Annotated in this window: 21 protein-coding genes; 8 read left to right on the top strand and 13 right to left on the bottom strand. The window is 55.9% G+C overall.

Translation table 11 applies throughout. The annotated features are described in order from the left end of the window. Positions 1-1,062 precede the first annotated feature (1,062 nt). From IPN69_12910 to IPN69_12900, 3 genes are all read right to left on the bottom strand, one after another. Positions 1,063-1,554: a prepilin-type N-terminal cleavage/methylation domain-containing protein gene (locus IPN69_12910; GenBank protein MBK8811618.1), complete on the bottom strand. Its 492-nt coding sequence runs from the start codon at positions 1,552-1,554 to the stop codon at positions 1,063-1,065. A 249-nt stretch (positions 1,555-1,803) separates the two neighbouring features. Next, positions 1,804-3,213: a sigma-54-dependent Fis family transcriptional regulator gene (locus tag IPN69_12905; protein MBK8811617.1), complete on the bottom strand. Its 1,410-nt coding sequence runs from the start codon at positions 3,211-3,213 to the stop codon at positions 1,804-1,806. A gap of 126 nt (positions 3,214-3,339) precedes the next feature. After that, complete coding sequence (locus IPN69_12900) at positions 3,340-5,073, bottom strand: PAS domain S-box protein (protein MBK8811616.1); 1,734 nt, start codon at positions 5,071-5,073, stop codon at positions 3,340-3,342. A gap of 33 nt (positions 5,074-5,106) precedes the next feature. Here IPN69_12900 and IPN69_12895 point away from each other — a divergent pair, with 33 nt between their 5' ends. Together IPN69_12895 and IPN69_12890 are read left to right on the top strand one after the other, a co-directional pair. After that, on the top strand, positions 5,107-5,487 hold the full coding sequence (locus IPN69_12895) for a phosphomannose isomerase type II C-terminal cupin domain (protein MBK8811615.1): 381 nt from the start codon (positions 5,107-5,109) through the stop codon (positions 5,485-5,487). A 42-nt stretch (positions 5,488-5,529) separates the two neighbouring features. Then, positions 5,530-7,026 (top strand): CHASE3 domain-containing protein, encoded by a 1,497-nt coding sequence (locus tag IPN69_12890; GenBank protein MBK8811614.1) that lies wholly within the window; start codon positions 5,530-5,532, stop codon positions 7,024-7,026. Here the strand turns inward: IPN69_12890 and IPN69_12885 are convergent. The 4 genes from IPN69_12885 to IPN69_12870 form a co-directional block, all read right to left on the bottom strand. Next, entirely contained in the window at positions 7,012-7,560 is a 549-nt protein-coding gene (locus tag IPN69_12885) for an HAD family hydrolase (protein MBK8811613.1), read from the bottom strand. The genes IPN69_12890 and IPN69_12885 overlap by 15 nt on opposite strands. Continuing rightward, positions 7,557-8,483, bottom strand: coding sequence for a lipopolysaccharide heptosyltransferase II (waaF, locus tag IPN69_12880; GenBank protein MBK8811612.1), 927 nt, complete (start codon positions 8,481-8,483; stop codon positions 7,557-7,559). Before waaF ends, IPN69_12885 begins: the two co-directional genes overlap by 4 nt. Before the next feature lie 103 nt (positions 8,484-8,586). Further along, positions 8,587-9,432: an NAD(P)-dependent oxidoreductase gene (locus IPN69_12875; GenBank protein ID MBK8811611.1), complete on the bottom strand. Its 846-nt coding sequence runs from the start codon at positions 9,430-9,432 to the stop codon at positions 8,587-8,589. Between the two features lie 6 nt (positions 9,433-9,438). Further along, the gene (locus tag IPN69_12870) at positions 9,439-10,455 is read right to left on the bottom strand and encodes a potassium channel protein (GenBank protein ID MBK8811610.1); all 1,017 of its coding nucleotides are present in this window, start codon (positions 10,453-10,455) and stop codon (positions 9,439-9,441) included. 112 nt (positions 10,456-10,567) lie between these two features. Between IPN69_12870 and IPN69_12865 the strand changes: the two genes are divergently transcribed. Then, positions 10,568-13,384, top strand: a complete 2,817-nt coding sequence (locus IPN69_12865) for a PBP1A family penicillin-binding protein (protein MBK8811609.1) — start codon at positions 10,568-10,570, stop codon at positions 13,382-13,384. 207 nt (positions 13,385-13,591) lie between these two features. Here IPN69_12865 and IPN69_12860 read toward each other — a convergent pair whose 3' ends face one another. Together IPN69_12860 and IPN69_12855 are read right to left on the bottom strand one after the other, a co-directional pair. After that, positions 13,592-13,780, bottom strand: a complete 189-nt coding sequence (locus tag IPN69_12860; GenBank protein ID MBK8811608.1) for a hypothetical protein — start codon at positions 13,778-13,780, stop codon at positions 13,592-13,594. Positions 13,781-13,787: 7 nt separating this feature from the next. After that, entirely contained in the window at positions 13,788-14,957 is a 1,170-nt protein-coding gene (locus IPN69_12855) for a cysteine desulfurase (GenBank protein ID MBK8811607.1), read from the bottom strand. Positions 14,958-15,138: 181 nt separating this feature from the next. On the opposite strand from IPN69_12855, the gene IPN69_12850 reads away from it, so the two are divergent. Both IPN69_12850 and IPN69_12845 read left to right on the top strand, forming a co-directional pair. Further along, entirely contained in the window at positions 15,139-16,305 is a 1,167-nt protein-coding gene (locus tag IPN69_12850) for a radical SAM protein (GenBank protein MBK8811606.1), read from the top strand. Between the two features lie 30 nt (positions 16,306-16,335). Continuing rightward, the gene (locus IPN69_12845; protein MBK8811605.1) at positions 16,336-17,604 is read left to right on the top strand and encodes a glycosyltransferase; all 1,269 of its coding nucleotides are present in this window, start codon (positions 16,336-16,338) and stop codon (positions 17,602-17,604) included. Here the strand turns inward: IPN69_12845 and IPN69_12840 are convergent. Both IPN69_12840 and IPN69_12835 read right to left on the bottom strand, forming a co-directional pair. Beyond that, positions 17,601-19,523: a hypothetical protein gene (locus IPN69_12840; protein MBK8811604.1), complete on the bottom strand. Its 1,923-nt coding sequence runs from the start codon at positions 19,521-19,523 to the stop codon at positions 17,601-17,603. The genes IPN69_12845 and IPN69_12840 overlap by 4 nt on opposite strands. An 18-nt stretch (positions 19,524-19,541) precedes the next feature. Further along, entirely contained in the window at positions 19,542-19,928 is a 387-nt protein-coding gene (locus IPN69_12835) for a hypothetical protein (GenBank protein MBK8811603.1), read from the bottom strand. A gap of 344 nt (positions 19,929-20,272) precedes the next feature. Between IPN69_12835 and IPN69_12830 the strand changes: the two genes are divergently transcribed. Both IPN69_12830 and IPN69_12825 read left to right on the top strand, forming a co-directional pair. Further along, on the top strand, positions 20,273-21,022 hold the full coding sequence (locus tag IPN69_12830; GenBank protein MBK8811602.1) for an SDR family oxidoreductase: 750 nt from the start codon (positions 20,273-20,275) through the stop codon (positions 21,020-21,022). Positions 21,023-21,072: 50 nt separating this feature from the next. Next, positions 21,073-21,507 (top strand): ferritin-like domain-containing protein, encoded by a 435-nt coding sequence (locus IPN69_12825; GenBank protein ID MBK8811601.1) that lies wholly within the window; start codon positions 21,073-21,075, stop codon positions 21,505-21,507. Between the two features lie 69 nt (positions 21,508-21,576). Here the strand turns inward: IPN69_12825 and IPN69_12820 are convergent, their stop codons facing one another. Continuing rightward, on the bottom strand, positions 21,577-22,458 hold the full coding sequence (locus IPN69_12820; GenBank protein MBK8811600.1) for a DUF2911 domain-containing protein: 882 nt from the start codon (positions 22,456-22,458) through the stop codon (positions 21,577-21,579). Positions 22,459-22,460: 2 nt separating this feature from the next. Next, a complete protein-coding gene (locus IPN69_12815) occupies positions 22,461-22,946 on the bottom strand; it encodes a hypothetical protein (GenBank protein ID MBK8811599.1) in 486 nt (161 codons plus the stop codon). A gap of 221 nt (positions 22,947-23,167) precedes the next feature. On the opposite strand from IPN69_12815, the gene IPN69_12810 reads away from it, so the two are divergent. Further along, positions 23,168-24,322 (top strand): type IV pilus twitching motility protein PilT, encoded by a 1,155-nt coding sequence (locus IPN69_12810; protein MBK8811598.1) that lies wholly within the window; start codon positions 23,168-23,170, stop codon positions 24,320-24,322. The last annotated feature ends 299 nt before the right edge of the window (positions 24,323-24,621 follow it).

The raw sequence follows: 24,621 nt of genomic DNA, 5'->3' as shown, positions 1-24,621 counted from the left end.
GATCAAGTGTCCTGAGTGGGGGTGTAAATGCTGTGTGTACGTTAGTTACGCGTGCGGCTAAGTTGGTCAGGCGCTCGCCGATGAAGAGGATGGGAATCGGAAAGTAACAGTTTTTGTGAAGGGTCTATAACAAAAACTGTGACAAGATTGCGGGATTCCGGGATTCCAAGATTCAAGAAGTCTGCCGGAAATATCGATTCAGTGCGCGGAGCACACGAATGTGCGATAGCAACACGTGGAGCGAAGCGGAACCCAAGTGTCAGCCGCGGACGTTTCCGTCGAACATCTGAAACACGCGCACCTGCTGCATTCGCAAAAGAGTTATGCCTGTTGCACACGGTTTGAGTGCCGGCGCGACGGGACACCACGTTTCGCTCCTCTTCACGTGGCGCTATCGCAAGTTCGCGTGCTCCTGAGCTTGAAGAAGAAAGCTCAGTTCTCTTAGGGCTTTTTCGGAAAGGCTCCAAGATTACAAGATTTCAGATCAACGCTGTTCTTATCGTTGGCTTGCAAAACCTGATGAGCCGGATACTTCGGAATCGAAACCCTCGGATTTCGAAAAAGACCCGAAGCGCTTGGGGAATTGCCGGGTGTGGCTAGTCGTTTGAAACCGCCTTCAGATCTCAATTCTCAAAATACGAATCGCAAAGTGTCCGCCACGAGGAAAACCATGGCCCGTCTGCATCGATGATACTCAATTTGTCTTGGCCGATCGGGCGACCCGACACGAGAATCCTTTGCGTCGTGAGCGGAAGCATTCAATCGACAGCGCCCCGAGCTATCGTTACATAGAGGCACCGTGTTCCGGGGATTGGCCGAAGTATGTCCCGAGCTATCGTAAATAGCGCCACACGTCGAGCCATATCGTCGTTCACCGTAGTTCGCGCTACGGCTCTACCGCTATCCGCTATGGCGAGCGGCCTTGGGCGCGTATCGTAATCGGTCCGCAATTGGCGCATCTGTAATGAAGTGCATAACAGAAGCCGCATCACCACTCAAAAACGAGATCGGCGGCATCCGATACGATGCCGCCGATCTTAAAGTCTCCAACTGTTCGTTGTGCTAGTTGCCGGTTGGCGCAAAACTTCCCCAGTTCTCAGGACAGGCGTCTTCATCGGTATCAAGTAGTATCATCGCGCGAGCCTTCATCACCCCTTCCGTGGAGATGCAATAGTCTTTGCTGCCGGTCTGTGTTAGACCAACACCAACCACCGGTGAAGCGTAGACCGAGAACGACGCCGGAACGGTAGTTGTGCGATCCGTCTTAACGCTGTTGAAGTTGTAGCCGCTCTTCTGCGGACTCGCGGAGCCCAATTGAGTATCGACGAGATTTTGCGTTCCGAGGTCCGTCATCGAGCCGTAGTTGCCCGAACCGGTGGTCGATTGGTAGGTCATCTGCGCGCCGTGAACGGTGCGGATCGAAGCCTGCGCCGAGCCTTCGTTGGCTGAACGACGGGCGGCAAGCAGATTGGGGATGGCAATGGCGGCGATGATCCCGATGATCACGACGACGATCAATAGTTCGATGAGCGAGAAGCCTTTTTGGTTTTTCATTTACAGTCTCCAGTTTCAGTGTTTTGAATTTTAAGTCGTCCTCGTGGACGGGGCCGAACGCGGCAAAAAACGTGCCAAAGATGCCAACTGATGAAAACGGGAGATTAAGTATTGCAAAAACGGTAGTTAGCGGGATCGCCCATTGAAGCCATCCCGACACGGAACACCAAACTAACGGCAGGAACGAGAAAGTGTCAGCACAGAAATGACAATGCGAGTCACTGGATTCGATTCTGAAGCCTCGAATAATCAGTCGTTCGAACTCCGCATCTGCGCGGAAAGCGATCTGATCTCGTGTTTGTCCAGAAGATGCCGCAACGAACGGACCTGCATACGGAGGAGGTCCGCGGCCTTGGTTTGATTCCCGCCGGTGCGCTTGAGGGCCTCGACGACGTAGGTCTTTTCGAGGTTGTCGAGATGGGTCGTGAGATTGATGCCTTCGTCCGGCAAGTCGAATTCGGCGTTGATCCTCGCGGGATTGTAATTCGTGATGTGCTCCGGCAAACGCTCTGGCTGGATCTCCTCGCCGCGTTCGAGTGCAACCGCGCGTTCGATCGTGTGTTCGAGTTCGCGGACGTTCCCGTGCCAGGCGTAATTCTCGAGCAGCGAGACCGTTTTCGGCGAGATCGTCAAACTCTTGCCGGTCTGATCGCAAAACTTGTTGACGAAATGCTCGATGAGTTCGGAGATGTCTTCCTTTCTGTCACGCAGCGGCGGCAGACTGATCGGAATCACCGAAATGCGGTAAAAGAGATCTTCGCGGAAGGTGCCATCGTTCGACATCTGCTTGAGATCGCGATTGGTCGCCGCGATTACGCGCGCGTCGATCGAGAATTCTTCGTGCGCGCCGACAGGGCGGACGCGCCGCTCCTGCAGAACGCGGAGCAGTTTGACCTGCATCGCCGGCGACATTTCGCCGATCTCGTCGAGAAAGATCGTGCCGCGATGCGCCGCTTCGAATAACCCCTTGCGGTTGGTGTTCGCGCCCGTGAAGGAGCCTTTCACGTATCCGAACAGTTCCGATTCGAGCAGTGTTTCCGTGAACGCGCCGCAGTTGATCGAAACGAAGGGCTTTTCGGCCCGCGGGCTGAGGTCGTGGATCGCCCGCGCGACGAGTTCTTTTCCGGTTCCGCTCTCGCCGGTGACGAGCACCGTCGATTGAACCTCGGCGACGGTCTCGATCATCTGATAGACCGCCTGCATCTTGTCCGATGTGCCGATGATGTTGCGAACCGAACCGCGCTCGCGCTGGGCCCGCTTGAAGGCGCGGTTTTCGTGGATCAGAGCCTGTTTCTCGAACGCCTTCTTGACGATCACTTTCAGCTCTTCGACATCGAACGGCTTTTGAATGAAATCATCGGCGCCGAGTTTGAACGCTTCGCGCGCGGTGTCGACGGTCGCAAAGGCCGTCATCAGGACGAATCCGACATCCGGAACCGACTCGCGAACGGCGTTGAGCAGTTCGATGCCGTCCATATCGGGCATCTTGACGTCCGAAATGATAACGTCGGCGGCCTCATCCTCCAGCATAAACAAGGCTTCGCGCCCGTTCATCGCAGTTCGGATGTTGTGGCCGTCGCCCTCAAATACCAGCTTCAAAAGCTGTCTGTAGCTTTGCTCATCATCGACGATCAAGAGATTTGCCATAGGAAGTTCCAGGTTGTGTTTATTGCCTGCGCGGGATTGGAAGAACGGTCGCGGCAAAAGCCGTACGATTATTTTGACAGAAAACGCGCGTCATTATCAAGAAAGAATATTATTCGTCGTCCGATCCGGCGATTAATGTCATTCCTTGATATTCAAAAAGCCCTGAAGTCTTGACGATTTGTATTCGCGATCGTTTTCGCCGCCCGGCGTCGCTTGACGCTCCGGTTCGGTCGGAATTTCAACGGTGATCGACGTTCCTTCATTCTCGCGGCTGCGGACGTTGATCGTGCCGTTATGATCGCGAACGATCTGATAAACGATCGAGAGTCCGAGCCCGGTGCCGCCGGTCGTCGATTCGGCAAACGGCTCGAAGAGCTTTTCGACCTGTTCGGGAGTCATCCCGCAGCCCGTATCCGAAAAAACGATCCGAACCCGGTCGTTCGACGATCGTTCGCTCGTCACCGTCAAATCGCCGCCGTCGGGCATCGCGTTCAACGCATTTCGCGACAGGTTCCAGAAGATCTGCTTGAGCTGCGTCGGGTCGGCGGAGATCTTGATCGGTTCGGCCGGCGGGACGTAAACGAGCCGGTGACCGTCCTTCACATCCGGGGAGTGTTTCAGGAGCAGAAACGTCTCTTCGATCGCTGCCCGGACATCGACCTCCGAGAAGTTGTTCACCCGGGGCCGTGCGTAGGTCAGGAAATTCGTGATGATCTTGTTGAGGCGGTCCGATTCGCGCAGGATGATCTCCATCAGGCTCGCGTTGGACGATTCAGGCGGCGTGTTGATCTGCATCACCTGGATCGCGCCGCGCATCGCGCCGAGCGGATTGCGGATCTCGTGCGCGAGTCCGGCGGCGACGCGTCCGACGGCCGCGAGCCGGTCCTTTCGCCGCACGCTCTCCTCCATTCTCCGGATCTCGGTCAAATCCTGGAACGTGATGATCAGACCGGGCTTCTCGCCGGTTTCGCTGATCAGCGGCGTGATCGTATAGCCGATCCGGACGAACAATCCGTCCGGCGTCGTTAGATCGGTCTCAAATCGGGACGGGTGTTCGAGCGGATCAACCTGATCGATCGACGTAGAGATCTGCGCGTCGATGTCGCCGAGGAGTTCTCTGATCGAACTGCCGATCACCTTTTCCGAGGAAAAGCCCGTGATCTCGGCCGCCGCCGCGTTGAATGTGAAGATTCGACCCTCGAGGTCGGTCGTGATCAGACCGGAACGAATCGATTCAATTATCCGTTCGTGCTGAACCTGGAGTTTTGCCAGCGACTGCTTGGCCTCGAGGAGTTTTTCACCGGAAGCCTGGCGGTCCGATAATCTCGACGCGAGCAGCCCGACGAGCAAGAATGCGATGTCATTGAAGCTTATGATCTGGATCGCGCGACGCGTCTCGGGCGTCGCGCCGAACGTCGACAAAATCTCGTTAGTCGTCAGGATCGAAAGAAACGTGAAAAGCAGGACGCACCAAACGGCCGAAAAGATCGTCTCCATCGACGACAGGAAAAAGCCGGCGACGCTGATGAGGACGATGTAGAGCATTATGTACGGCGAAGTCAGATCGCCGGTGCGCCAGACAAGCCAGGTGATCAAAAGGGAATCGAGAAAAAACTGAACCCGCACCTGCCAGCGGTAGTTCTGGCTCATCCGAAGGACGAAAAAATACACGATCGTCAGGCCGACCGAGATCAGGAAGACGAAAAAGAGCCCGCGCGGAAACTCGTCGAAGGACAATTTCAAACGGCCGCTGTTCCAAACCCAGCTCGCGACGAGCAGCAGAAAAGTCGCCAGCAACCGGCCGATGATGAGATTCTGAAGCTTGCGCGTCATTTTGCCTTCCGTCAGCCAGCTTGTTGCTTCGTCGAACATTGTTTCGCCCTCTCGAGTGACGCTGATTTGACAATGCAAACCGCGTTGACTGATAAATGTTTAGTTATGAATAATTCCGACCAACGCCCCTGGGGAAGTTACACGATCCTCGACGAAGGCGACGGGTTCAAAGTTAAGCGTATAGAAGTTTTGCCGGAAAAGCGCCTGAGCTATCAAAAACACGCGCGGCGTTCCGAGCATTGGTTCGTCGTCCGCGGCACTGCTAAAGTAACACTAAACGGCAACGAAATTCTAGTCCGATCGGGCGAGAGCATCGACATCCCGGTCGGCGCGGCCCACCGGGTTGAGAACCCTGCGGCAGATCTTCTCGTATTCATCGAAGCGCAAACCGGAGATTATTTCGGCGAAGACGACATTGTCCGGCTCGAAGACGATTACGGACGCACCAACTAACGACGGATTCCCCCAAACGGTTCAGCAATTATGTCAATCGTTTTGGAAAAAACACTTCCGTGGATATTGATCTTCGCGCTTCTGATGCTGGCGATGATCGGCTATCTCGCGCATCAGAATGCGCTTTCGCTCGAACAGGCAATCAACTGGGAGAAGAAAACGCAATCGATCCTCCTCGGGCTCGACGAGACGCTCGCCGGCACGATCGATATCGAGACCGGCGGACGCGGCTTTCTGCTCACCAAGAACGACGAGTTTCTCCGCCCGTTCGAGAACGGGAAGCGCTCCGCGCTTGAAAAGATCCAGGAACTGCGCGATCTCTTTCGCGACAGTCCGCAGCAGGACGAGCAGCTTTCGGAACTTGACCACGGGGTTCGCGAGAAGATCAGATATACAGAGCGCTACATCGCATACCGCCGAACGCTTGATCTCGAACGCACCGTAGCGGAAATGCAAAAGGTCGAGGAACGCGACCTGATGGACCGCATCCGGGCGACGGTCAACGAAATGAAGTCCGAGGAATTGAGGCTTCTGAAGACCCGTGAGGACAATCTCCAACTCACGCTCAAAAACAATTACTGGATCATGATCGTCGGCACGGCAGCCGGCACTGCGACGCTCGGACTTGCGATCCTCGTCGTATTGTTCGAAATCCGGATGCGGAACCGCGCGGAGCGCGCCCTGCGGGAAGTGAACGCCGGTCTTGAACTGCGCGTCGAAGAGCGCACCGACGAATTGCAGCAGGCGAATGTCGAACTGCTCAAGAACGCCGCGGAACGCGAACTTCTGCTTTCAAACGAAAAAGGCGCGCGCCACGAAGCGGAGATCGCGAATCGCCAGCGCGATGAGTTTATGGCGATGATCTCGCACGAACTTCGAACTCCGCTCAATTCGATCCTCGGCTGGGCGCAGATCCTCAAGACCGGCGAGGTTGACAAGAAAACGCACGAGAAAGCGATAAATACGATCATCAACGGTGCCGAGAATCAAAGCCGCCTGATCAAGGACCTGCTGGACGTCGCTCGAATAATCTCCGGAAAGTTGACGCTTGAGACGGTAAGTGTCAATCCGGCCGAGCTCGTGCGCAGCGCGATCGAGACGGTCAAACCGGCGGCCGAACAAAAGCGGGTCGCGCTCAGCGTCGAGATCGCGGACGCGGCGAAGAACTGCCGGATCGACGGCGATCCCAATCGATTGCAGCAAGTATTGTGGAATCTCCTCGCGAACGCGGTGAAATTCACACCGGAAGGCGGCCGGATCGATGTCGCGATGAACGCGGAAGACGGGCGGCTTTCGATCGAGGTCAAGGATACGGGAATCGGGATCAAACCCGAATTCCTGCCGTACGCGTTCGAGCGATTTCGGCAGGATCGGATCGGTACAGGGCAGGCCGGAGGGCTCGGGCTCGGGCTCGCGATCGTTCGGTATCTGACCGAGATGCACGGCGGAACGGTGAGCGTCGAAAGCGCCGGCGAAGGTCGCGGTGCGACGTTTCGGGTGAACCTCCCGCTCGCGTCGGTTCGCTCAGTCGCGGTCTGATTCGAGTATAAACGCCACCACCTCAAGCAGGTTTTCGGCAATTATGTCGGGTTCACGCTCAAGATCGGCGCCGTGAACGATTCCGTAACCGGTCTTGACCATCGCCGTCCGTATCCCGGCATTGAATCCGAGTTGCACGTCTAGCAGTTTGTCGCCAACCATCCACGAGTTTGCCAGATCGATCGCGAATTCGGTCGCGGCTTGCTCGATCATTCCGAGTTGCGGTTTGCGGCAGGCGCAGCCGGCGTCGGGCAAATGGGGGCAAAAATAGAATGCGTCGAGCTTTTCGGACAACTCGTCCTGTATTCGGTCGTGAATCGCGTGCATATCGTCGGCCGTGTAAATGCCGCGCCCGATGCCTGACTGGTTCGTCACGATGACGACCAAAAAACCGGCTTGTTTGAGCCTGCGCACGGCCTCGTCCGTGTAGTCGAAAAAGCTCAGGTCTTCGAGGCGGTGAAGAAAGTTCACTTCCTGAATGAGCGTCCCGTCGCGGTCGAGGAAGACCGTCTTTTGTCCTTTCGTTTCCTTCATTCGGTATTGGTTCCGAGCATTTGCACGGCTTTCGCAAAAACTTCCTCGGGCGTGATCGACGTCATACAACGATGGTCGATCGGGCACTCTCGAAGCATACACGGCGCGCAATCGAAGGGCTTGCGGATGATCTCCGAGCCGATCGGGCGCGTTGTCCGGTCGTTCGTCGGACCGAAAATGACGAGAGTCTTCGCGCCGACCGCCGGAGCAAGGTGTGCGAGTCCCATATCGTTCGAAACGACGAGGTCGCAAACGCTCAGGATCGCCGCCGCTTCGGCGAGACCGGTTTCGCCGCTCAAGATCAACGGACGCCGATCCGAAAGTCCGGCTACCTCGGCGGCGACATCGACCTCGTCCCGTGTCCCGAGCAGAATCACCTCTGCGTCGAGACGGGTTTTGAGCAGATCGTTGAGGCGCGCATAACTCGTCGCCGGCCAGCGCTTGGCATTCGAGTTCGTCGAACCGGCGCCGAACGCGATCAAAGGTTTCGACCGTTCAATTCCGCGATTTCTCAACGTTTCAATCGCTGCCTGACGCCGCGACCCGGCGATCGGCAACGCCGTCGACTCGTCAAATTCGGACGGGCCGCCATCACACAAACGGACCGTTTCGCGGACCAGATTCAAGTAATACTGTACCTCGTGCCGTTCGTTTTTCCATTCCGGGATCGGAATCGCGTCGGTGAGGAGGATCCCGCGGCCCTCCTTCGCGTAGCCGATGCGGCGCGGAATCCGGGCGAGACTCACCGCGAGTGCGGACTCGAACGAATTCGTGAAAAGAACCGCGATGTCGAAATCCTCGCCGCGCAACAAACGCCTTTGAGACGCAAGATCGCGACGTTTCGAAGGCGTCGCGTCAAACGTGATGATGCGGTCGATGAAATCAGCATCCCGAAAAACGCCCTCGGCCCAGGACCGCGTCAAAGCACGATCTCCGCGTGCGGAAACGCGACGCGCAACGACCGCAAAGCGGGAATCGTCATCACCGCGTCGCCTACCCAATTTGTTCCGCGAACGACGATCTTCATCAGTGGAAAAGCGTGATCAGCCCGTCTTCGAGCGAAATCGTCGGCTGCCAGCCAAGCTCCTGGCGGACAAGACTCAAGTCCGAAATGAAATTCATCGGCACCGGCATCGGCAGCGAATTGTCCTCATCCACCAACGCCTGAAGCCCGGAAACCTCTTCGAGTTTCGATACCAGTTCACGCAGCGTCAAAGCGTTTTGGACGCCGCCGCCGAGATTGTAAAGTCCGTGCCGAATCACCGATTCCGAGAACGCTTCGCACGCGAGCGCGACGTCGCGAACGTGAAGCAGATCGCGGCGCGGGGTTCCTTTTCCGGGGAGCCTGATCGGCTCGCCCTTATTGATCGCTTCAGCGTAACCGGTCACGAAATTCGGTGTGTTTCCCGGCGTATTCTTAACGTACGGCGACGAAAGCCTGAAAATGCACGAACGGAAATGATTCAAATGCGCGTAGTACTCGACATAACGCTCAGCGATCAACTTCGACCACTCAAGCGGAGATTGACCGGCATAAAGCGTCGGACAGGTTTCTGGAACCTCGGCATAATTGTCCGCGAAGCGCCCGTAAACGTCCTTCGTCGAGGCGAAGATAAACGTCGCGCCGGAACGCATCGAACGCAGAAGATTGACCGTTCCTTCAACGTTGGTCAGGAATACGGACTCCGAGTTCTCCGCCGATTTGTCCATTTCCGCAGCGAAATGGATAACCACGTCGTAATCGGCGGCGATCTGCGCGTCCTGCATATTCAGAACGTCGCGCCCCGAGCGGCGCGAAAGATCGTCGGCATTGAAATAATCGCGGACGTGCGAGCCGAGATAGCCGCTGCCGCCGGTGACGAGTATTTTCATCTGTCGTTACTTGTTGCTTTCCACCAAGGCCTTCATCGAATCGGCCTTGCCGACGACGATCAACAGATCGCCTTCCTCGATCATCGTGTCGCCGACCGGATGAAAATGCAGATGTCCAGACTTGCGCCGGATGGCAATGACGATGATGCTGAGTTCGCGGCTCAGATTCGTTTCCTTCAGTTTCTTTCCGGCGATCGGGGAATGCGACGTGACCGACACTTCCTCGAAAGCGAGATCGAGGGTCTCGGCGACGATCGAGTCCATAAAATCCGCGATCGCCGGTTTAAGCAACGCGCGGGCCATCGATTGACTGCCGATGATAGTCGGCGCAACGACGCGATTCGCTCCGGCGCGGATCAACTTCGGCTCAGCCTCTTCCTCGACCGCCCGCGCGACGATATGCATATCTTCGTTCAGGCCGCGCGCGGTCAAAACGACGTAAACGTTGGCCGCGTCGTCCGCAAGACAAGTCGCAAGGCCCTGCGCGTGACGCACGCCGGCCTGGATCAGGTTCTCCTCGAGCGTTGCGTCGCCGACCAGTATGTGGTGATTTTCCGTATCGAGATCGACGAGCTTTCTTTCGTCGTTTTCGATTATCACAAACGGCAGGCGTTCCTTTTGAAGGTTGCGGATGATCCTTCGTCCGACGCGCCCGGCGCCGCAGACGATGAAATGATTTTTGAGCTTTTCCATTTGCTTAGACTTCCGGCGGATGTTCAGCGCCTCGAGGATCTGGGATTCAACGATTGACTGGACGAGGTTTGTCAAGGCAAAAAGCACGGTGCCGACGCCGAGCAACATAAACACCATTGCAAAAAGTCGTCCGCCCGAACTCTTCGGAGGAATATCGCCATAGCCGACGGTCGTGACGGTCTCGATCGCGATGTAAAAACTCTCGAGCCACGTCCAGCCCTCGAAGTACCTGAAACCGACAGCCCCAAAAACGATCATGAACAAGATCGCGGCCGAGGCTATCCCCAAGCGCCGCCGCGTCGTGTTTTCAATGTTTGCTAAGGTCGTCATCTCTGTCCGATCGGCGAAAAACGCTAGACATCAAGCTGTCAAATTAACTAGAATCTATAGGGCAACCACAGCGTGCAGGACCTACACTAATTCTCATACAAATAAGCGCAAAATGCCAAACCGGATATCATCACAGAGCCGCAAACCGCGAAAACCGCCGAAGTATTGGCGCGAACGTCATCCGATCAAGACGATGGCGGCGCCAAAACCGCCGTTTTACAAACGAATCTGGCGGATGATCTTCAACGCGTACACGCTTTCTTTCGCCGGCTTGGCCCTTCTTTTGTTCTTTCTCGCGGTGGCGTTCTTCTGGTTCGAATACTCCGACATAATTGACCGCAAACTGTTGAGCGGCGACGTGTTTACGCGAAACGCCGGGATTTACTCGGCGCCAAAAACCCTGCGCAACGGCGAGGTGATCGCGCCCGAGGAATTGATCGCATATCTCAGATCCGCCGGCTACATCGAAAAAAGCAATCAGGCCGATCCGTCCCGCAGCCGTTTTACGGTCAAGTCGGATCTGATCGACATCGAACCCGGAATCACCGGGTTGATCGATGGCGCGAAGGTCTTTCCGGCGCTCGCCGTAAGATTCGACAAGGAACGAAAGCAGGTCGCGGCGATAATCGATAAGGACGCGTCGAAGGAAGTCCCGAGCGCAAAGCTCGAGCCGAAACTGCTCAGTTCGATCGCCGAAGAGTCGAACGCCCGCCGCAAGGCTGTCGCGTTCACCGATCTGCCGGCCCACCTGGTCAAATCGATCACAGTCACCGAGGACCGGGCGTTTTTCGAGCATTACGGCGTCAACCTGCGCGGCATCGCGCGTGCGCTTTGGAGGCGGTACGAGAAAGACGAGGACAATTCGCCGATCGCCAATCAGGGCGGGTCATCCATCACGCAGCAGTTGGTCAAGAACTTGCTGCTCTCGAATGAGCAAACCCTCGAACGCAAGGCAAAAGAAGCGTTCATGTCGGTGATTCTCGAAACGCGTTTGACGAAGCAAGAGATCTTCACGCTGTACGCAAATCAAATCTATCTTGGCCAACAAAACGGCATTTCGATCTACGGGGTCGGCGAAGCGTCAAGCGTCTATTTCGGCAAAGACGTGACCCAGTTGACATTGTCCGAGGCGGCTTTTCTCGCCGGGATCATCCGAAGCCCGAACCGCTACAACCCCTTCAAGAATCCGGAACGCGTTGCCGAACGACGGAATCAGGTGCTCGATTCGATGCTCCAGGCCGGAGAGATCTCAGCGCAACAGGCCGAAGAATCAAAAAAAGCGAAACTCGAACTCAAACCCCTGACAGCGGCGAGGGACCTCCAGGGAATGCCGTATTTTTCGCAATACGCGATCGAAGAATTGCCGAAGATCGTCAGTGATCCCGAAGCCCTCCAGCATCTGCGCGTCTACACGACGATCGACCCCGACTTGCAGAAAAAGGCTTACGAGATCGTCAGCAAGCGTCTCGAGAAACTGGACAAGAGTTTTCCGAAGCAGCCGAAAGGGAACCTGAACGCCGCGCTCGTCGCGATCCGTCCGAAAACCGGAGAGATCGTCGCGATGGTCGGTGGCCGCGACTATCTGGACAACCAGTTCAACCGTGCGACGAGCGCGATGCGTCAGCCGGGTTCGGTCTTCAAGCCATTCGTTTACGCCACCGCGCTCGGCACCGCATACGAGGCGAACACGCGTGTACTGACCGCGGCGTCGATCTTCAAAGACGAAAAGAAGGTTTTTATGGTCGGGACGGAAATGTATGCTCCCAACAACTATGGCGACACATTTTCCAACAAGGAACTGACGCTTCGCGAGGCGCTCGTCAAAAGCAAGAACACGATCACCGTCGGACTCGGAATGGAGCTGAACATCGGGAAGGTAATGAATCTTGCGGCAAAGGCGGGTTTCCCGAAGGTCGAGAAAGCGTATCCGTCGATGGCGCTCGGAACTGCCGAGGCGACGCCGCTTCAGGTTGCGACCGCCTATACGATGTTCGCCAATCTCGGCGAGCGGGTGCTGCCGGCGCCGATTGGTCGCGTCACGACCGGCGACGGGCGGACGGTCAGCGAACCGGTCGCCGACAAAAAGTCCGTCATCCGGCCCGACGTTGCCTATCTTATGGACGACATTATGAAAGATGTCGTCAACAAGGGAACCGCCGCCGAACTCCGCGCCTGGGGCTTTCAGAACGTGGCCGGCAAGACAGCGGTCGCGGGCAAGACCGGAACCTCGCGGGACGGTTGGTTCGCCGGTTTTACTCCGGATCTCGTATGCGTAGTTTACGTCGGGTTTGACGATAATGCCGATCTCGGAATGAAAGGTTCGGATTCCGCAATGCCGATCTGGGCGGACTTTATGCGCGCCGCGCTTGATCAGCATCCCGATTGGAACGGCGACTGGCAAATGCCGCCGAGCATCAAAAAGGCCGAGATCGACATCCGCAACGGAAGTTTGATCCGCGAGCTTTCGAACGAGGAAGCGGACAACGTAAAGGCGCAGCAGGACGCCCTCAAGAAAAAGGCGAATTCCAACTCGAATTCGAGCCTCAATCCGGATCCGAACGCCGAAACCCAGGAAATGCGCGAGATCTACGTGACCGACGTCCCGTTCGAGTTTCGGCGCGTCGAACTCTTTATTTACGGTACATTGCCGACCAAAGCGCTGCTCCCGACCGACGGTGATCTTAGCGATCTGCCGAAACCGACGCCTTCACCGACGCCGTTCACAACGTGGCAGGAGGAAGGGGCGACCAATCCGTCGACGGTTCCGCGAGAAGAAAAGAACGACGGCGATCTGGAAAGCAAGATCACCTTGATGATCTGTCCCTTGTCCGGAATGCGCGCAACGGTCAACTGCCCGAATAAAGAAGCGAAGGTCTTTTCCCAAAAGCAGGAGCCGAAAGAGTTTTGCAACCTCCATCGCGGCCAATGACGGGGTTCGGGAAACGATGAACAATGATTTCCGATTCGCGTCGAGAACGCGGACAGAACGGACAGGACTGGTTTTGCACGCGAATTCTCGCGAATGAACGCGAACCGTTGGCTGCGAAATTCGGCAGTTCTCGTTTTTGAACACGGTGCGCCGGATCACCCGGAGGATCAAGAAAGACAATTCGCGTCGATTCGCGGGCAATGCGGGCTAACCTCTAATCTTGACGTAAACCGAAAATAGCGCCATTCCGATCATCGCTCCGCAAATTCCACCGATCGCTCCCGCAAACGGCCCGGAACCCCCGAACACGAACATCATCAGCGAAAGTCCGATCACGATCCCGACGCCAAAACAGGCGGCCTTGATATATTTCAATTTGGTTTCTTCGTCTGCCATAGCTTTCCTATTTTCGGCCGAGTCGCCGCAAAGCCTCGACCGCGAGCGGGAGAATTTCCATCACCCGGTCGACGTCCGCGTCGTCGTTTTGCTTTCCAAAACTGAACCGAACGGCGCCGCGCGCCATTTCGTCCGTCACACCAAGCGCGCGGATAACGGGCGACGGTTCGATGCTGCCGGAACTGCAGGCCGAACCGGTCGATACCGCGACGCCCTGCATATCGAGATTTATCAGCAGGCCCTCGCCTTCGATGCCCGCGAACGATATGTTCGCGATGTTCGGCAGACGTTCCGCGCTCTGCCCGTTGACGTGCGATCCCGGGATGCTTTCGCAGATCGCGGTTTCGAACCGGTCGCGAAGCGTTTTGAGCCGGCCGCCCAGTTCATCGACCGATTCGCCGGCCATCTCGCACGCCCGCCCGAGCGCGGCGATGGCCGGCAGGTTCTCGGTTCCGCCGCGTATTCCGCGTTCCTGGCGACCGCCGAGGTTTTGCGAATGCAAACGCGTTCCGCGCCTGACGTAGAGGAGACCGGCGCCTTTCGGGGCGTTGATCTTGTGTCCGGAGATCGAAAGCAGATCGCAGCCGATCGCCTCAACATCAAGTTTCAACTTTCCCGCCGCCTGAACCGCATCCGAATGAAAGCGGATCTTCGATCCCGCGTCGCGGCGGCTTTTGACGATGCGGCCGATTTCGCTGACCGGCTGGAGCGTTCCGAGCTCGTTATTGGCGGTCATTATCGAAACCAGGATCGTCTCGTCGGTGATCGCGTTCAAAACGTCCGCAACACGCACGACGCCGTCCGACGTGACCGGGACGATCGACACACGAAAACCGCGCGCCGCGAGATCGGCGCAAACTTCCCCGACGGCCGGGTGTTCGATGTTCGTCGTGACGATGTGATCTCCGTGTTTCCGGTTCGCTTCGGCAAATCCTCTGATCGCGAGGTTGTTCGATTCCGTCCCGCCCGAGGTGAAGACGATCTCAGCCGGCCGCGCGTTGAGGAGATGCGCCGCCTGATGGCGCGCGCGGTCAAGCGCCGCCCGGGCTTCCTGACCGAAATGATGAATGCTCGACGCATTGCCGAACTTCTCGTTCAGAAACGGAAGCATCGCCGCGAGCGCTTCGGGGTCGACCGGCGTCGTTGCGGCATTGTCGAGATACACTCTCCGAAACATAGTCTGCTATTGTAGCGAAGTTCGCGAGCGATTTGCGAATCCGATCTTCGGTGTTGAGACGCCGTGATAAGATCACGGACAGTCGAATCGACGCCGAAACCATCTTATGTTTGAACTCTTCGGGCGCAATACGCTAAAGTAAGTTAGTGACGCGCAAATGCGCCATTTTAAGGACAAAACAATGGATTTCGTAACCAAGGAACTTTTCAAGCGATACGCGGGTATGGTTGTGGGCCGGCCGGCATCGCCGGTCTTTTTGAATATTCTCGTCACGAGCGTCTGCGATATGCGCTGCACGCATTGCTTTTTTACTGAAGAGCTTGACGACCGGCCGCGCAAGAAACTGCAGATGAAAGCCGAAGAACTCGACAAGATCTCGCGTACTCTCGGCGGCAATCTCGGTATCCTCGTACTCGCCGGCGGCGAGCCGTTCACGCGCAAGGACCTGCCGGCGATCGTTCGGTCGTTCTACGAGAACAACAAGCTGGACTCGGTCTATCTGATGAGCAACGGTCAGATCCATCCGCGAATTTTCCCGGACGTGACGCAGATCCTCGATGAATGTCCGAATTTGAACGTGACGGTCGCTCTCGGCATCGACGGTATGAAAGAAGCGCACGAGCAGATCCGTCAAAAAGAGGGAAGTTGGGACAAGGCGATCCACACCGCGCGGACGTTGCAGCAAATGAAGCGCGAACAGTATCCGCGGCTCGACATTCAGACCTGCACGTGCGTGATGAATTCGAACCAGGATACGATCTTCGAGTGGTACGATTTCCTGAAGTACGATCTTAAGCCGGACAAGGTAAACATCAACTACATTCGTCCGCCGTCGAAGGATCCGAAGGAACTCGACTTTGATCCGGCAAGGTACGCGAAGCTCTCGGCGATGATCCTCGACGACGTGAAGAACGCCGCGTTGAAGAACAACTATGGCGGCAAGTCGGGCTATTTCAAGGCCGCGGTCGATATGTATATGCATGACCTGATCTCGAAGACTGCGGAAGAGAACAAAGCGCAGCTCAAATGCTATGCCGGCAGCGCCGGCGCGGTGATCTACGACAACGGCGCGTTGTCGTCGTGCGAGAACAAGCCGGATGTTCTGAATCTTCGCGACTACGATTGGGATTTCCAGTCCGCCTGGCGTACCGACCTGATGAAGGATCGCCGCAAAGAAGCCGGCGCGGGCTGCTACTGCACCCACGAGTCGAATTGCTTCTACCCGAGCTTGCCGTTCAATTTGAAGCACTTGGTCAAGATCAAGAAGCTTGAGAAGGATATGAAGAAAGCGGCGAAAAGCCTTCACACTGGCGCGACGAGTCAGGAAGGCGTCGCCGTGAAAGTCTGAACGGAACGTTTGATCGCTGATCGGTAACGTTTGCCGGAGCGAACGGTTTCACCGGGAGGCCGCTCGGTCCTTCGCGGTCGGATTCCGGAAAAGCCATTCGATTCGGCTGACGACCTTGACATCCCAATGCCGCAAAACACCCCCAAGATCCTGATAATTTCGTCCGACACCGGTGGTGGTCACCGGTCGGCGGCGCAGGCGATCTCCGACGGACTCCACAAGTTCTGGCACGGCAGGTCGGTCGCGGTCAGGATCATCAAAGCGGTTGAGGAATCGCATCACGTTGTCGAGAAACTGGTCGGGGTCTACAACTGGATCCTGCGCAACCGGCAACATTGGATGAAGTACCTCTACTGGGTGATGAACAAAGTTCGTCCCGAAACGCGGGAGTTTTTTCAAAAGCGATGCATCGGCTACGTTCGCAATATCTTTGAAAAATGGTGCCCGCACATCGTCGTCAGCGTTCATCCGTTGACCCAGCATATCTTTGCGAGAATCCTCAAGGAACTGAAACTGTCGGATCAGATTCCCCTCGTCACCGTCGTTACCGACCCCTGTTACGGTTTCTGGAAAGGCTGGGCGTGCGACGATGTTTCGCTCTATCTCGTCGCCAATGACGACGCGCGTCGGCAGTTGATCGATTACGGGATCAATCCCGAAAAAATCAAGATCTCGGGAATGCCCGTCAATCCGAAATTCCACGAAGTTACGGAAAAGGACGCGCAGAGCGTTCGCCGCGCATTTGGCCTGAATCCGGACAAGTTTACGGTGTTTGTCAATGCCGGTTGGATCGGCGGCGGCAACATTCCGCAGATCTTTCGCGAACTGGTCCGCGGCGATCTTGATGTTCAGGCGATCTTTCTCGCCGGTAAAAACGAAGAGCTGTTGAAAGAGGCAGAAGAACTTGCGAAGTCCGCGAAGTTCCCGGTCAAGGTCATCGGTTATTCGGATGAGATCGAGAAGCTTATGCAGTCCGCGAATGTGATGGTCAGCAAACTGGGCGGGCTGACGACATTTGAAGCGCTCGCGTGCCGACTGCCCATCATCGCTGATGCAACGACGCCGCCGATGCCGCAAGAGGCGGGAACGGTCGCGCTTCTAAAGTCGCGCGGCGCTGGGATCATGCTGGAGAATTCATCGGATATCGTGCCGACGATCCGGCATTTATTGGCCGATAACGGGAAATACGCAGATATGAAGGCTGCGACCGAAGGGCTTACGATTCAGAATTCCACGCGCAACATCATCAATGAGATCGCTGCTTTGCTTCCCAAAGAAACTGCGCGTGCGGGCACTTAGAGATCGGGCGAGACGTTGATGCCGGCCCGCGAGAGATCGGCCATCGGACGCCCTTCCGAGTTGGTGACGATAACGGTTTCGATTCTTGACGGAGCCGGAACCGAGACCAACTTACTGATCGCGCCGCGCTTCTCATCGTCGGTCAGAGTATCCCAGGATTCCTTCGTGATCACGAAAAGCGTCGTGCTGTGACGGTATGCTTTGAGCAAATGCTCGCTGGTCGGCAATTCGGCAACGTTCAATTCCTCAAAATCCTGTGATTTAGGCACGAATTCTTCAAGCTGCCCGGCGAGGAAATATACTCCCCCACTCGCAAACGCTACGAGCACTGTCACCAACATCAGCCATCGGCTGACGCGATGCGGTTTGACTGCCTTGACCGCCGTTTGCGCCGTCACCGCTTCGGAGACCCGGCTGTCCTCTTTCTTTTCAGCCCTTTCGGTCTTGATCAAACCGAGATGATGGTTGCTGAAACGAACGATCGTCCGTTCTAGCCTTAAACGCGTTTCGAGGAATTTGTTCGAAACGACCAGGAGCCGGTTCTGAAGAGTACCGGTATGGCATTCAAGCAGTTTCTCAAGGCAATCGCCGAGTTCGAGCGACTTCTGGAAGACGTCAGAAAGTTCATCGAAGATCACCTGCCGAATGTCCTTCGGTTGATTCAGTTCGTGCGTGCAAAGTTCGTCCGCGATCAGAATGACACGCAGTACATCGCGGCAGAGCCGGTCGAGTTCCGGCTCGTCGTTGCGAATGAAGTCGTTAAGGTCGATTGTCCAAAGTGACTTCGACCTCTGTGTGTATTCGCGGAGCATCCGGACGTCAGGCTCCGTTTCGTCCAATGTCAGAAGCAGCGGCGCGATGCGTTCGGACGGGGTCAACTGCTCGAACTCAGGAGTGAAAGATGTATCGACTCCCGCCTCGTCGCCTGAAGCCGGCGAGGTTTCGGAGACAAGGCCGAGGAGTTCCCAAATATGCTCAACTTCCTGCCCGCCCGCCTTCGAATCGTGAAGTTCGGCTTCAGTCCGGATCTGATTCAGAATCTCCGAGACGTGAGCGCGTGTTTGCGGCGATGTATCGTGAAAAGCCCCCGCGAAATCGAACGAGGCGCTAAGCTTCTCGCCAAGATTCTGGTTCGCGCGAGTCAAAAGTTCGTTGAAGATGTTTCCCAGTACGAGATTGGATTCGACTGAAACTGCAACGACTTCAGGCTCGAAGAACAATCGTCCGAGTTCGCGTTTGAAGGCTCGGAGCCTTTCGAAGATATTGCTTCGGATTAGCCCCTCGAAGTCGACCAGCGTTTCGGCCTCGAACATAAATTCATCGAGCCGAACGACGGCGTCGCCGGTTCCCGGCAATGACGGGGCGGCGTTCCCCTCATTGCCGTCCCAGCGGGCGAACATCGTCCTCAGTTCCTGCGTTCGTTCCGCTCGGCTGAGACGGGCCTCGCGTTGGTTGTGCGGCCCGAGACTGTAGAGCCGGGTCGCGACGAGGTCAAACTTGCTCAGATGAGCGATCTGAGACGCGGAACTGCGATAGAAGTAAGCGAGGGCGATGAAGATCGCACGGTCAAACGTTTGATTCGCAGAATCGAAGAACCGGCGCAAGTGGTACGTCTCGATCTTTCGGTCGCGTTCTTCGAGCAGTCCGCGCCAAAGATTGAATTCCTGATCGAGTGAGAATTCGATCTGCAGAAAATCGTCGGACGATGTCTCCGGCGGCAGGCTTTTGAGTTTTTGGAGGTTGGTCCGGACGAATTCGATGTCGAACGGCGTCTGATCGGTTGTAAAAAGACGCTTCTCGATCTCGGTCAGGATCTTCTCCGTCACCCGAAGATTGATAGCCACGTCACCGACGCGATTCAGGAATGAACCGGCGGTGGTCTGCCCAAAGGTAAGAGACGCTTTCATTGCGAAATTCATTGTTCAACCTCGAGATGTCTACGGAAGGAGCGCTTGAATCGCTCCCGACTGATTCATAAAGAATGTTGGATAATTGATGCGGTTGTCGATGCGATACACAACGATCTGGTAACCGTTGACGAGGCTCGCATCGGTCGGCGACGGTGACATCAGGAACATGTAGTTCCCGCGGTAGATTCGCGATCCGACGGTCGTGCCGAAGGTCTGGTGGAATTCGGTATTCAGCTCACTTAGCCGCGCGTAGCGTCCGACGCGTGTAAAGTACATCAGCTGGTCGGTGTGCATCGTGCGGAGGATCCCGACGGCGGCGCCCTTCTCGGCGGCTTTGCGCGACTTGAGCGCCGACGGCACGGCGACGGCGGATAGGAGTCCGACGATGACAACGACCAACAGTAATTCGATCAACGAAAAACCGCGGTTTGTGCGTTTGGGGTACATGATCAATCTCCGATGTAAAGGGCCGAGTCGATGGGGAAGTGCTAAGATTTGTCAACGATCGACTGACAAAACTTAGTACATTTCGGGCAAATGACTGTTCGGCGCGGCTACGGAACACAGCGTTTTCGGTAGTCTGATGCCGATCGGGCGCCGGGTCACACTTCTCATAAAGCAAACCGCGTGCCAGTTTGCCGGTCGCGCGGATTTCAGGAAAAATAATCCGGTTCGCAACTTGTCAGTTACTTTCAATTTCATTAACCTTCTTGTTTGACCTTTTTTGAGGTTCATTTGGGTGACCGGGGGAATCAGTTTTGACGTTATTGCTTGAGGGAAAACGGGCGTTTGTGACGGGTGGGACGCGTGGCATCGGCGCGGCGATCTGCGAGGTTTTCGCGCGCGAGGGTGCTGATGTCGCGTTCAACTATAATTCGAGGGACGATCTGGCCGAAGTGGTTTCGAAAAAGATCGAGGGCTACGGGCGACGGGCGCTGAGCTTCAAGGTGTCGGTAACCGACCGTTTGGGAATGAAACGGGTGGCTCGTGAGATCCTCGACAAATGGGGCGCCATCAACGTTCTCGTGAACAACGCCGCGGTCAACAAGCCCGACAATTTTGCGACCACTACAGACCGCTCTTGGGATTGGGTGGTCGATACCAACGTCAATAGCCTGTTTGCGGTGACGAAACCGTTTTACAAGCAAATGATCCGAGAGCGCGGCGGCTCCATTCTCAACGTCACTTCGGTCGGAGCGATTCGATCGCTGCCGACCTCGGTGCATTACGCGACTTCGAAGGCCGCAATGATCGGTTTCACGAAGTGCCTTTCGCGCGAGGCCGCGAATTTCGGAATAACCGTCAACGCGATCGCCGCCGGAATTTTCGACACGGACCTCGGTCAGACCCTCCCGCCGCGGCTGCTTCAGATGCACGACTTTTGGGTTTCGAAGGGGCGCGTCGGGCAACCTGCTGAACTCGCTGAGTTTGCGGCGTTTCTGACGAGTGACCGGAACAGTTTTATGAACGGCGAGATCGTTATTGTGGACGGCGGGGCCGTCACTTAATTGGCTCGCTAATTTTGAAAAGCCTGTAATCAGGTAAGGAGTTTGAGATTATGGCAAGGGGTGAATTGATCGAATACCTGAACGTCGCGCTTTCGTATGAGCTGGCCGGCGTGATTCAGTATATGCAGCATAGCTTCCTCGTTACCGGCGAGGATCGCGAGGTTTTCAAAGCGTTCTTCCGCGGGCAGGCGAACGAGGCTCATTTGCACGCTGAGATTCTCGGTGACAAGATCGTCGCGCTCGGTGGGACGCCTGCGGTCGAGCCGGCGATCGTCCGGCAATCGTCGGATCTGCTTGAGATGCTCAATCAATGTCTGCAGCTTGAGAGGGAAGCGATGGCGGCTTATATGAAAGCCTGGAGTGCCTGCGACGAGGTCGATCTGCCGCAGAAATTTTGGGTCGAAGGCCATATCGCGGAAGAGCAGACGCATATCGAAGAACTCGAAAAACTGACTTCGGATCGCCAGGCTCGCGCCGCGAGATGATCGCATTCCAAGTGAACAAAAAGCCGCGGACGATGTTGACGTCCGCGGCTTTTTTCTTTGCCAAGAAAACTATTTCTTGTTTTTCCATTCGGCGAGCGTCTTTTCAAAAGCTGCCGTATTGGCCGGCGGAGTTTGCGTTTTGCCGACCGCGACGGCCCGTTCGCCGGCCTCAATGGCTTCGGCGACACGGCCCATTTCTGCCAGAACGCGGGCCTTGGCCGAAAGGTTGCCAAACGTCTCGCGCGTCTTGATCGAGGCCTCAAGCCAGGTCAGAACCTCAGGAAATGCCGCGGTCATCTTCTGACCGAGAACGTAGTTCGCCAGTTGAACCGGTTCGGTCGTCATTCGTCGGCGCATATCACCGACGAGTCGTCCGTTCATATCGCCGACGTCGACGGTGAAAGGAACCGCGATCTTTTCCCAACGGATCGCGACCTTTGCCGCGGTCGCCGTAACATCGTCGATCGTGATCGTCATCGTTTCGAACATTCCCCCGGCCTCGGGTTTGGCCTTAATGCGAAGCGCGTCTTCCTTGACGTCGTAGTTGAAACTGCCCCATTGGTTCCAGGTCTTGTTGAAGATGATCGTCCATTCGTCCTTGTCCGGAATCGAAAACAGAGCGTACTTGCCTTTCGGGAGTTTTTGTCCGTTGATCATCAAATCGGTCGTCGTTTCGAAGACGGTGGCATCGTTTGCGCCGGTTCTCCAAACCTGTCCGTTCGGCACGAGACAAGGATACGTAACGCCGCCTTTCGGGATGACGTCGGTCGATGTGCAACCCCAGAGTACGCGCCCTTTCGAATTAGGGCGAAAGTAAGAGATCGAGATCTTCGCGTCGCCCACCAACTGCGTGATCTCCTGTTTCGTGCTTTCGCGCGGGATCGTCAGTTGCGCCGATGCGACTAGTGTCATAAGGCTCGTCGCGAGCATCAAAAAGAATAGTTTTTTCATTGTTACCTCTCAAGTTTTTCCTTCGCTTTGTTAATGAACAGTCTGATCATTCCGGCGACGTGCTTGGTCATTTCCGCACTGATCATATTCTCGCCGGCGACGCCGGCAAGCAGATGGAGTTCTTTGGCCGAGCGTCTTCTGAGTTCGACCATTTGCATATAATTGACGAGCGTCGTACTCGGGTTTCGTTCCAAAAAATCCGCCGAGTACCGCAGGAAATTGTGGGTTTCGTTCAATGCCGGCATCCATTCGATGCGTTCCGGCGCGTCTTCCGTCTGCGTCACCGCGAACCTCTGGGAAAAGTCGCCGATCAACGGGACCTGAACCGCGATCTTCCAGTGATTGACGCCTTTCGTGTCGGAAAAAACACTCTCGACGCCGGGCATTAGTTCGACAAAGTTGCGGATATCGGCAAAGAAGCCGCGAACATTGTCGAGACTCGAACGAACTTCAATCGTATCAACGCAACGCGCGCGAATTGTGAACACTGCTCTCCCGGGTGCGTGGCGATCTCCGCTTCACATCGCCGACGCGGTTCTGAAAAAGAAAAGATAAAGTTGAATTGATTGTAAAGAGCCGAATCGCGAACCGTCAAATTTGAAAAAAACATTGACGCAATAAACACTTAGCGTTTAGAATTTACGTTGGATTCAAGGCGTATGCATATCTTCCGGGGCATTTCTCAGCGTCTCGTTCAGGAAAACAATCTATGTCGAGCAGAATTGACGATTTATTGCGGATGACGGTTAGTTTTGGTGCGTCGGATCTGCACTTGCGGGCCGGCGCCTTCCCGATCATTCGCGTCAACGGCGAACTTCGGCCGTTGAGCGGAGTCGAACGGCTCGGACAAGAGGAGACCCTCGAAATGGCGTTTTCGATGATGTCGAACCGCCAAAAGCAGCATTTCAAGGAAGCATACGAAGTCGATATCGGATACGGGATTTCGGGACTCGGCCGTTTTCGCGTCAACATCTTCCAGCAGCGAAGTTCGATCGGCCTTGTCGCGCGCGTCATTTCGGACACGATCAAGAATTTCAACGAACTTGGGTTGCCGCCGATCCTGAACAAGGTCGCCGAAGAGCATCGCGGGTTGATTCTCGTGACCGGAACCACCGGGTCGGGAAAATCGACTTCGCTCGCGGCGCTCGTCGATTACATCAACCAGACGCGCAACTGCCACATCGTCACGATCGAAGATCCGATCGAATTCCTTCACAAGGACAAGAAATCGTTCATAACGCAGCGCGAGGTCGATGTGGACACACGCAATTTCGCGGAAGCGCTGCGCGGTTCGCTGCGCCAGGACCCCGACGTCATTCTGGTCGGCGAAATGCGCGATCTCGAAACGATCGAAACGGCGTTGGTTGCGGCCGAAACCGGCCATTTGGTGCTTTCGACTTTGCATACGCTTGACGCCTCGGAAACGTTGACGCGGATCATCTCGGCGTTTCCGCCGTACCAGCAGAAGTCGATCCGGATCCAGCTTGCCGGACTGCTGAAGGCCGTTGTCTCGCAGCGTTTGATGAAGTCCGCACGCGGGAATTCCCGCGTCCCCGCGGTCGAGGTCCTGATCTCCACGCCGCTCATTCGCGATTATATTTTGCACGAGGACAAGACCTCGTCGATCCGCGACGCCATAGCCGCGGGCACGTCGCAGTACGGAATGCAGACGTTTGACCAGTCTCTCTTCTATCTTTATCAATCCGGTCTGGTTTCGCTTGAGGAGGCGCTCCACGGCTCGACGAATCCTGATGAGTTCCGCCTGCGCCTGGCCGGGATCCAGAATACTTCGACGATCGCGAAAGAGGAAATGGAGCGTTCGAGCGGCGTCAATTCGATCAGCGATATGATCACGCGAAATTAGCGGTCGGACGTTGATTGGGTTTGGCGCGCATCCGGCCGAACCGAAAGTCTCCGGAATAGCTTCAAAAGCGAACCTTTGTCTTGACAGATAAGCGTTTTCGCCTGTAAATTTAAGTTTTGTTTGGTCAAAGGTGCGAGTGTGGAATTAAAGCAGAAATAGGTTGTCCTTTGTTCTCTCTTTTCTTCTCATTATCTTAGAAAACTTTCGACGAGTTCGATCTTCTTTCCAACCGCACCGTTCAGGGCTATAATTGACTGACCCGCGCTGTCAATTACTATTACGTCCGATCAGGCAGATGC

Source organism: Acidobacteriota bacterium, assembly GCA_016715115.1.
GTDB lineage: Bacteria > Acidobacteriota > Blastocatellia > Pyrinomonadales > Pyrinomonadaceae > JAFDVJ01.
The sequence above is the reverse complement of the archived record's forward strand: the minus strand, read 5'-3'. Positions and strand labels throughout refer to the sequence as shown.